Here is an 8,915-nt window from a genome sequence, read left to right on the forward strand (position 1 = left end):
GCGTTCGAGCGTGATGGGGGCTGCGGCCTCAGGGGACGCTCGCAGCAAGCGGAGCGCTTGCCCTACAGAGTCAGGGGCGGAGCAAAGTGGTTCAGAGCTTTGGTGCGTCAGCTCAACGCAAGTCTGGCGTCTTCCGTCTCTCGCTTCGCGGGCCCTACTTCATGATCTCTTCCATGAACTCGCTGTTCCCCTCCAGCTTCTGGGCCTCCGCACCGATGCGCTGGCCCGCGGCCTTGAACTGCGTAAGCATTTGCGGGGTGGCAGAGCGGCGGGTGATGATCTGGTCGGCAAGGGTCGTCCACTCCGTCCAGGCATCCACATAGGGGTGAAGCCGGCTGTCCAGCAGGGCGCGCATGCGCTGGAGCCGATTCCGGATGCCAGCCACCTCGCCACCGTCCAGGGAGCTGGTGGTCGTCACGTCCAGGCGGGTAGCGTCTTTGATGGCGGCCACCGTTTGGTCCACCGCCTCCAGAGAGCCGGCGGCGCTGAGCTGCCGTGGCATGCGGCCTTCGCCAATGGCGAGCAAGAGGCGGGCAGCCACATGATTGGGGGCGGCAGCCGCGATCTCACCCAGCGTCTTCTTCACCGCCGGGGTGTTGAGCAGGGCTGGGTTGCTGCGAAGCTGGTCGCTGAGGATCGAGTAAGCCACCATCGCCTTGCTGATCTCCGGGTCACGATCTCTGCGTGCCAGTGCGAGTGCCTCGTCAAACTGGCCGATGCTGAAGAGCTGCACACCCAGAAAGGGGGTGATACCCTCCCCCAGCGCCAGATCCACCGCGCTGGTCCGGTTCTTCAACGGGATGGCGGTGATCTGCTGGCCCGCCCTGGAGGCACCGCGCAGCTTGGCAATGACGCCACCGATAGGCTGTACCGAGCCGTCGGCGTTCATGTCCCCGGTGACGGAGAAGCCGGGATCGAGCTCCACACCAGTGATCAGAGACTCTAGCAGCAGGGCGCAGGCCACGGCGGCGGAGGGGCCGTCCTTGGGCGAGTACTTGTCGTCGAAGGACAATTCCATGCGGTGGTCCCGCAGCGCACCATCGTGGCGCACGGCGTGAAACTTCACCACCTCATCCAGCGCGGTGGTCATGCTGGGGCCCACTTCCTGATTGAAGGCCACGGTGGCGGGTCCACCATAGTCCAGCTTCAAAGCGGAGACAGAGAGCCGGGACGTCTTGCCAGCATAGCGGGATCCTCCCAGTGGCACTACGAGCAGCCCGCCTACTGAGGCACTGCGCCGCTTGAGCGCCATGCCTGGCTGAGCGGGTGCGGGTGTGCTTGGGGGCAGCATGACGGTCCTGGACGCCGTCGACCCGTTGGCCGAGGCCACCACTGGACCCGAGGCTTGCCCCCACGAGGAGTACCACTGGTAGCTGTCTTGATGCGGGCTGAAGATGAGCAGACTCCGGTCGAGCGCATTGTGCCATTCGCACTCCACCAAGCCTGGCACGATGGTCCGGTACTCACCGCGGCTGCGATCCCCGTTCCAGGTCAGGTGCCGGTCGTCGCCCACCGCGATGGTGCTGCCGCCTTGAAGCTCCTGACCGAGGAGCCATTTCTCAAACTCCGCAGGGGTGGTGCTCTTTTCCAGGGCGGCAGGCGTGCGGCGACCGAGGAGTTTGAGAGGCAGATCGTCTGTGCCGTTGTTCAGGGTGCCAGAGGTCAGGTCCTCCGCCACCGTCATCTGGTTGGGACTGGCTTCCTTGCGTGGCTCGAAGTTCCAGAAGACGGAGCCTTTGCCCGTCACGCGGTAGCCGAATCCCACGGAGTGTCCGCCTTCACGGCCAGAGGTCCAGATCACAAAGGTCGGCGTCACGAACCAGTAGGTTTTGATCCGGCCTTGCCGTTCGGATTCCCACTGCGTGCCCACCAGCCATTTGGCGAAGTCTGCCTCCTGCATGGCCGAGAGTTTGGTCGGCGCGGCGGTGGCGGGGCTTTGCCCGTGTACCTGAGCAGGCTGGAAATTCAGGGCGATGACGGCGGCGAGCAGGCCTGGCACGAGATGCGAGATCCGGGGGCGGAAGAACATGATCGGTGAAATGGGGGGTTGGAGCAAGTTGTGGAAAAAATGCCCCTTCTTCAAGGGGAAGCATTACAAAAATCCCCGCGTTGCCCGGCCTCACATTTGCTTTTTGACCAGTTGCCGCGCCTGCCTTATGTGACCACAGGCACCAAGGGGGTGCCCCTTTCACCCCGTTTTGTTTTCACCGTCCCGTCCTACCATGTCCGAGCGTCCCACCATCATCTACACGAAGACCGACGAAGCACCTGCCCTGGCGACTTACTCCTTTTTGCCAATCATCCAGGCGTTTACCAAGCACTCCGGCATCGCGGTGGAGACCCGGGATATCTCGCTGGCGGGCCGCATCATCGCGAACTTCCCCGAGTCCCTCACGGAGGAGCAACGCATCGCGGACGCCCTCACCGAGCTGGGCGCACTGACCCTGAAGGCCGAGGCCAACATCATCAAGCTGCCGAACATCAGCGCCTCCATCCCCCAGCTCAAGGCGGCTATTGCCGAGCTCCAGGCCCAGGGCTACAAGCTGCCCGACTACCCGGCGGACCCCAAGACGGACGAGGAAAAGATCGCCAAGACCAAGTACGACAAGATCAAGGGCAGCGCGGTGAACCCGGTGTTGCGCGAGGGCAACTCCGACCGCCGCGCCCCGAAGGCGGTGAAGGAATACGCCCGCCAGAACCCGCACTCCATGGGCGCGTGGTCCGCCGATTCGAAGACGTCAGTCGCCACCATGGGTGCTGACGATTTCTTCTCCAATGAGAAGTCGGTGACCGTGGCCAACGGCGGCGCGGTGCGCATCGAGTTCGTGGGCGAAGACGGCACCACCCGAGTGCTGAAGGAGAAAGTTGCCCTGAAGCCGGGCGAGATCATCGACGGCACCAAGATGAGCAAGAAGGCGCTCGTGGCGTTTCTTGAGGAGCAAGTGGCCGCGGCCAAGGAGCAAGGCGTGCTCTTCTCCCTGCACATGAAGGCGACGATGATGAAGGTCTCCGACCCCATCATCTTTGCCCACGGCGTGCGCGCTTACTTCAAAGACGTGTTTGCCAAGCACGAAGAGACCTTCTCCAAGCTGGGCGTGGATTTGACCAACGGCTTCGGCGACCTCGTGGCAAAGATCGCCACGCTGCCGGCGGACCAGAAGGCGGAGATCGAAGCCGACATCCAGGCTGCCTATGCCAGTGGCCCCGGCCTGGCGATGGTGAATTCCGACAAGGGCATCACCAACCTCCACGTGCCTAGCGACGTGATCATCGACGCCTCCATGCCGGCCATGATCCGCTCCTCCGGCAAGATGTGGGACGCTCAGGGCAAGCTGCAGGACACGCTGGCCGTGATTCCCGACAGCAGCTATGCCGGTGTCTACCAGGCCACGATCGCGTTCTGCAAGAAGCACGGCGCCTTTGACCCGCGCACCATGGGGACGGTGCCAAACGTGGGCCTCATGGCCCAGGCAGCCGAGGAGTACGGCTCGCATGACAAGACCTTCCAGATCGCCGGCAACGGCACCGTCAGCGTCGTGGATGCGGACGGCAACGTGCTCCTCGAGCATAGCGTGGAGAAGGGCGACATCTGGCGCATGTGCCAGGTGAAGGACGCCCCCGTGCAGGACTGGGTGAAGCTGGCCGTGAGCCGCGCCCGCGCCACGAACACCCCGGCGGTGTTCTGGCTCGACGAGAACCGCGCCCATGATGCGCAGTTGATCCAGAAGGTGAAACAGTACCTGGCTGATCACGACACCTCTGGCCTGGAGATCCACATCCTCGCCCCGGCCGCCGCGACCGAGTTTACGCTGGAGCGCCTCAAGGCCGGGCAGGACACCATCTCCGTCACCGGCAACGTGCTGCGTGACTACCTCACCGACCTCTTCCCCATCCTGGAGCTGGGCACCAGCGCGAAGATGCTCTCCATCGTGCCGCTCATGAACGGCGGTGGCCTCTTCGAGACCGGTGCCGGCGGCTCCGCGCCGAAGCACGTGCAGCAGTTCCTGGAGGAGAACTACCTCCGTTGGGATTCGCTCGGTGAGTTCCTCGCACTCGCCGTGTCACTGGAGCACCTGAGCATCGTCTTCGGCAATGCCAAGGCCAAGGTGCTGGCCGACACACTCGACGCGGCCACCGGCCAGTTCCTCATTCATGACAAGTCCCCCTCCCGCAAGGTGGGCGGCATCGACAACCGCGGCAGCCACTTCTACCTCGCCCTCTACTGGGCCCAGGCCCTGGCCGCCCAGAATGACGATACCGAACTGAAGGCCATCTTCGAGAAGCCTGCCGCAGATCTCACCGCCAACGAAGCCAAGATCGTGGCCGAGCTCGGTGCCGTCCAAGGCAAGCCCGTGGACATCGGCGGCTACTACCAGCCGAATGATGAGCTGGCAGACGCAGCCCTGCGCCCCAGCGCAACGCTGAACGGGATCCTGGCGGCGATTTAAAGATCGCGGTTGGGCTAGGGTAAACGATTGCGAAACTGCTTTGCGCCCCCGTGGTGCAAAGCAGTTTTTTGTTGGTGGAGAACAACGTCGGTCCCACTGCGGGACCGGCACTACTTTCGTGGGCCGCAGTGGGCGTAGTCCGGTTGTCCCAACCGGCATGGTGAGCGGAGGGATGCGGCGTATGGGGTGTTTGGGCGGGATGAGGTCTGCAGCCTCAGGAGACGCGCGCGGCAAGCGGGGCGCTTGCCCTACAGTGCGTCAGGGGCGGGAAGGGTATTCTCTTGCATCAAGCTCGTGGAGTACCTGAGTCTGTCTAAACCTGGTGACTTGGGTGGGAAGGGGAGGTCCGCAGACGCTTCAGCGAGTGCCTCCTCACGTCGACAACTACAGGGGCGCTGGGTGGTCGGGATTCAAACACCAGGGGGTGGGTTCGGAGGCGTGAGCCATCTGGGTGAGTGCGGATGCAGTGGGTGTTTGACGATCCCTTCTGTCTGGTGCTCAACAACACCGGTAGTAGATGTCGACGTGAGGAGAACGAACCAATCGCGTGCGTTTTGGGGTGGTCACCAAGGAACCGACCTGCACATGGGTGTTTTGGGGAGCGCAGGCGGCTCGCCTGCCACAAGGGCGGCCCCGCCCGCGTAGCACATCGTTATCCGGTGGAGGCCCTCTTTTTGTTCCAGCCACCTCACCTGCCCGGCGGGCCGCCGGGCTGAAGCAGGCGAGCCGCCTGCGCTCCCCTTCGCAAATCCGTTGCTAAGGGGAAATGGTGATGATCTGACTGCCGTTCACCACCCCAGGTTCCTTGGCAGGCACTTATTTCCCCGTATGCGAGGTCTGCCTGCGGCGAGTTACCTAGTGCCCAAGAGGTTCTTCATGGCGGAGCAAAGTAGTCCAGAGTCCCGCATGCGGGATCCGGACTACTTTCAGCTACTGCCTACCACTTCAGGGGCCGCGTGTCCGACCGGGACACGAATGTCCCTCCCTCCTCGGCCCCTATCCCCCGCAGAAAGGCATCCATTCTGATCTTTTTGTAACCATCGAGGGGGTCATCTTGGGGTGTTGGCGCAAGAAAAGCACCATTTTTCCGTTACTGTCTCACTGTCACGATTCTGCAATGTCCCGCCCCTACCTGACCCGCACCACCCACAACTGCGCCGGAGCCACGCGCAGGGATTTCCTCCGCCTCGGGCTGACGGCTGCGGGCGGCGGTCTGGGTTTTACGGATCTCATGCGGGCGCGGGCGGCCAATGCAGCGGACCTCCCCACCACGGGCGTCTCCATGTCGCGTCCCATCAACTGCATCATGGTGTGGCTGGACGGAGGTCCGTCGCACTACGAGTCTTTTGACCCCAAGCCGGATGCGCCTTCGGAGATCCGCGGTGAGTTCGGCACGATTCCGACGAATGTGCCGGGCGTTCATTTCTCCGACTGTGTGCCGCACCTGGCCAAGGTGATGGACAAGATGACGGTGGTGCGGTCCATCTGCCACAAGGATCCCAATCACGGCGCGGGGAACCACTACCTCATGACGGGCTCACCCACACCCGTGCCGGTGGGCTGTGGGGCGTTCGTCACGTTTCACCCGTCCTTTGGATCGGTTGTTTCCTATGAGCGCGGGGTCAAGAGCGGACTGCCCGCCTACATGTCCCTGCCCTCCATCACGCGCTCCGGCGGACCGAATTTTCTCGGGGCCCAGCATGCTCCCTTTGTCATCGGCGGTGATCCCAATGCCAAGGGCTTCAAGGTGCGGGACGTGGTGTTGCCCACGGAGATCTCGGATGCGCGCGGTCTGGCCCGTCGGGAGCTGCGCACCTCGCTTGACCGCATGAAGCGCTTCCACGAAGCGGTTGCAGATGATCCGGCTGTGAGCTTTGACACCTTTTACGGCCAGGCGGTGGACCTCATCGGTTCGCAGCCCGCGCAGGAGGCCTTCGACATCCAGCGCGAGGATGAGAAGACGCGTGATCTCTATGGTCGCAACAATCTGGGCCAGCAGATGCTGCTCGCCCGGCGGTTGGTGGAGGTGGGCGTGTCGTTTGTCACCGTTCACTACGGCGGTTGGGATCATCACCGGCAGCTCTTCAAGACCTGCAAAGGTGAGTTCATGCAGAAGTTTGACCAGGGCATGGCCGCGCTGCTGACGGACCTGGACCGCCGCGGGTTGTTGGAAAGTACGCTGGTGGTGGCGCTCGGTGAATTTGGCCGGACGCCGAAGATCAACAAGGACGGTGGCCGGGATCACTGGCCCGGGGCGATGAGTGTGCTCTTCGCCGGAGCAGGCGTGCCACGCGGTGGGGTGATCGGAGCCACGGATCCCAAGGGGTATTACGCCAGTGATGACGTGCACTCCCCCGAGGACTTCGCGAACACCCTCTACACCAAGCTGGGCATCAACCCCCATCAGGTGCTGCACACGAACACGGGCCGGCCCATCCAGCTCGTGAACGGCGGCAGCCCCATTGCACCGCTTTTTGCCTGATCGCCCCCGGGCTCCTCATGAAGCGGTTGTGGCAGACTCTCGGCCTCCTTGCCCCCTGCTGGGCAGCGGGGGCGCTCCATGGTGCTGCGCCAGCGGTGACCACCCTGTATCCCGCCGGCGGACGTCCGGGGACGACGTTTCCTTTAACCGTGACTGGCGCGGTGGGAAAGACGGCGCCCGCGGTGTGGGCTGATCATGCTGGCATCACTTTCAAGCCGGGGGCGAAGCCGAATGCCTTTGAGGTGAGCTTGGCCGCGGACACTCCCCCAGGGCCGCATTTGGTGCGTTTCTTCAATGCCGAAGGAGCGAGCGCGCCCAAGACCTTCATGGTGGGCGCGGCATCGGTAGCCGAGGTCACGGACACGGAGCCCAACGACGATGCGCATGCGACGGCCCAGGCGCTCGCCGTGCTGCCCGTGACGGTGAATGGCCGTCTCGACAAGGCGGGCGATGCCGATGCCTTCAAGTTCACGGCCAAGGAGGGCCAGTGGCTCGTGGCGGTGCTGCAGGGCTATGGCCTGGGTATGCAGATGGATCCCGCGCTGCGGTTGCTGGATGAGCACGGCACCGAACTGGCGCTGGGGCATGACTCGTACAACCTCGATCCGCAGATCGCCTATGAGATCAAGAAGGCGGGCACGTATGTCCTCCAAGTGATGGGCTATGCGCACCCCCCTGCGGCCGATGTCAGTCTGAGGGGGAGCCCGGACCATGTGTATCGGCTGACGATCACGCAGGAACCCACGCCGCGACTGGCCTGGCCACCCGGCGTGAAACGGGGCGCGAAGTCGTCCGTGCAGCCGCTGGGCTGGAACTGCGGGGCAGGGGACTTCAAAGGTCCTGCGTTTGAGGTGGACGCCTCGGAAGCCGCATCCGGTGCCGAGTTCGTGGAAATCATGGGCTCCGGCCCCGAGCCATTGCGGGTGGCATTGTTCGATGGGGAGCCAGTGCTGGAGATGGAGCCCAACCAAACCGCTAAAGAGGCTGAGGCCCACGTGTTGACTCCCACGGGCGCAGTCGCATGGCACGGCGTGTTGCAATCTCCGGGGGACGAAGACCGGCTCATGTTCGCCACCAAAAAAGGGGAGACCTATGTTTTCAAGGTCGCTTCTTCCACTTTGCATGCACCGCTGGATGCGTGGCTCAGGGTCGAGAACCTTGTTGGCACGCTGATCGGTCAGGCCGATGACGCGAAGGAGGGGAACTTTGACCCTGTGCTGAACTGGAAGGCTCCTGTGGACGGGAAGTTCGTGCTGGCCATCAGCGATCGTTTCCAGCGCGGCGGATGGGATTTTGTTTACCAGGTGCAGATCAGTCCCGCGTCTGCTGTGCCCGTGCGGCCGATGGTGCTGGGCACGCTCACGGAAAACGCTTTGAAACTTGAGGCCGGCAAGACGGCGGAGCTTAAACTGACCGCCGCCGTGACCGGCGAGTTCAAGGGGAAGCTGGCAGCCACTGTCACCGGGCTGCCCGCCGGTGTGACCGTGGCAGAGGTGGAGGTTCCCGGAAAGAAGGGCGGCGAGGTGACGCTGAAGCTGGCCGCGACGGCAGAGGTTGTTTCCTTTAGCGGACCCGTGGAGGTGGTCGTCAAGACCTCCCCGCCCGATGCCGCGGCGGAGTACAAGGCCGTCTATGACCTGCGCGGCGTGGAGCCCCGCGGAGACCGTCTGGTGAACGAGGACTCCCGGGTGTGGCTGAGCGTGGCGGGGAAGCCGGCTGTGAAGGAGACAGAAGAGGTGAAGACACAAGACGCAAGACCTGAGGTCGGGAGCGGAGCAAAGTAGGCCCGCTGCGCGGGAGACGCCAGGCTAGCACTACTTTTCAGCTGTCACCTGCGGCGTAGTCCGGTTGTCCCAACCGGCTTTGGGAGCGGAGTAGGGGACGCGCTGAGACGGTTGAACGCAATGAGGTCTGCCACCTCAGTGATGTCCGTCCAACCGGGATAAGAATGTCCCTTGCTCCTTTTACTGACCGGCAGATCCAGC

Annotated in this window: 4 protein-coding genes; 3 read left to right on the forward strand and 1 reads right to left on the reverse strand. The window is 63.5% G+C overall.

The features are described 5' to 3' along the window. Positions 1-154: 154 nt before the first annotated feature. Positions 155-2,029, reverse strand: a complete 1,875-nt coding sequence (locus BV034_RS01095; RefSeq protein ID WP_050023257.1) for a S16 family serine protease — start codon at positions 2,027-2,029, stop codon at positions 155-157. A 193-nt stretch (positions 2,030-2,222) separates the two neighbouring features. Between BV034_RS01095 and BV034_RS01100 the strand changes: the two genes are divergently transcribed. The 3 genes from BV034_RS01100 (at position 2,223) to BV034_RS01110 (ending at position 8,714) form a co-directional block, all read left to right on the forward strand. Further along, positions 2,223-4,448, forward strand: coding sequence for an NADP-dependent isocitrate dehydrogenase (locus BV034_RS01100; protein ID WP_050023259.1), 2,226 nt, complete (start codon positions 2,223-2,225; stop codon positions 4,446-4,448). Between the two features lie 1,117 nt (positions 4,449-5,565). Further along, the gene (locus tag BV034_RS01105) at positions 5,566-6,930 is read left to right on the forward strand and encodes a DUF1501 domain-containing protein (protein ID WP_050023261.1); all 1,365 of its coding nucleotides are present in this window, start codon (positions 5,566-5,568) and stop codon (positions 6,928-6,930) included. Positions 6,931-6,947: 17 nt separating this feature from the next. Further along, positions 6,948-8,714 carry a hypothetical protein gene (locus BV034_RS01110; protein ID WP_050023263.1) on the forward strand — a complete coding sequence of 589 codons (1,767 nt, stop codon included), beginning with the start codon at positions 6,948-6,950 and terminating at the stop codon, positions 8,712-8,714. Positions 8,715-8,915 lie beyond the last annotated feature (201 nt).

Origin of the sequence: Verrucomicrobium sp. BvORR034 (genome assembly GCF_000739635.1) — a bacterium.
Lineage (GTDB): Bacteria > Verrucomicrobiota > Verrucomicrobiia > Verrucomicrobiales > Verrucomicrobiaceae > Verrucomicrobium.

Bases quoted from the DNA above. Each gene is read 5' to 3' on its own strand.
- BV034_RS01095 (WP_050023257.1), bottom strand. From the start codon at position 2,029: ATGTTCTTCCGCCCCCGGATCTCGCATCTCGTGCCAGGCCTGCTCGCC.
- BV034_RS01100 (WP_050023259.1), top strand. From the start codon at position 2,223: ATGTCCGAGCGTCCCACCATCATCTACACGAAGACCGACGAAGCACCT.
- BV034_RS01105 (WP_050023261.1), top strand. From the start codon at position 5,566: ATGTCCCGCCCCTACCTGACCCGCACCACCCACAACTGCGCCGGAGCC.
- BV034_RS01110 (WP_050023263.1), top strand. From the start codon at position 6,948: ATGAAGCGGTTGTGGCAGACTCTCGGCCTCCTTGCCCCCTGCTGGGCA.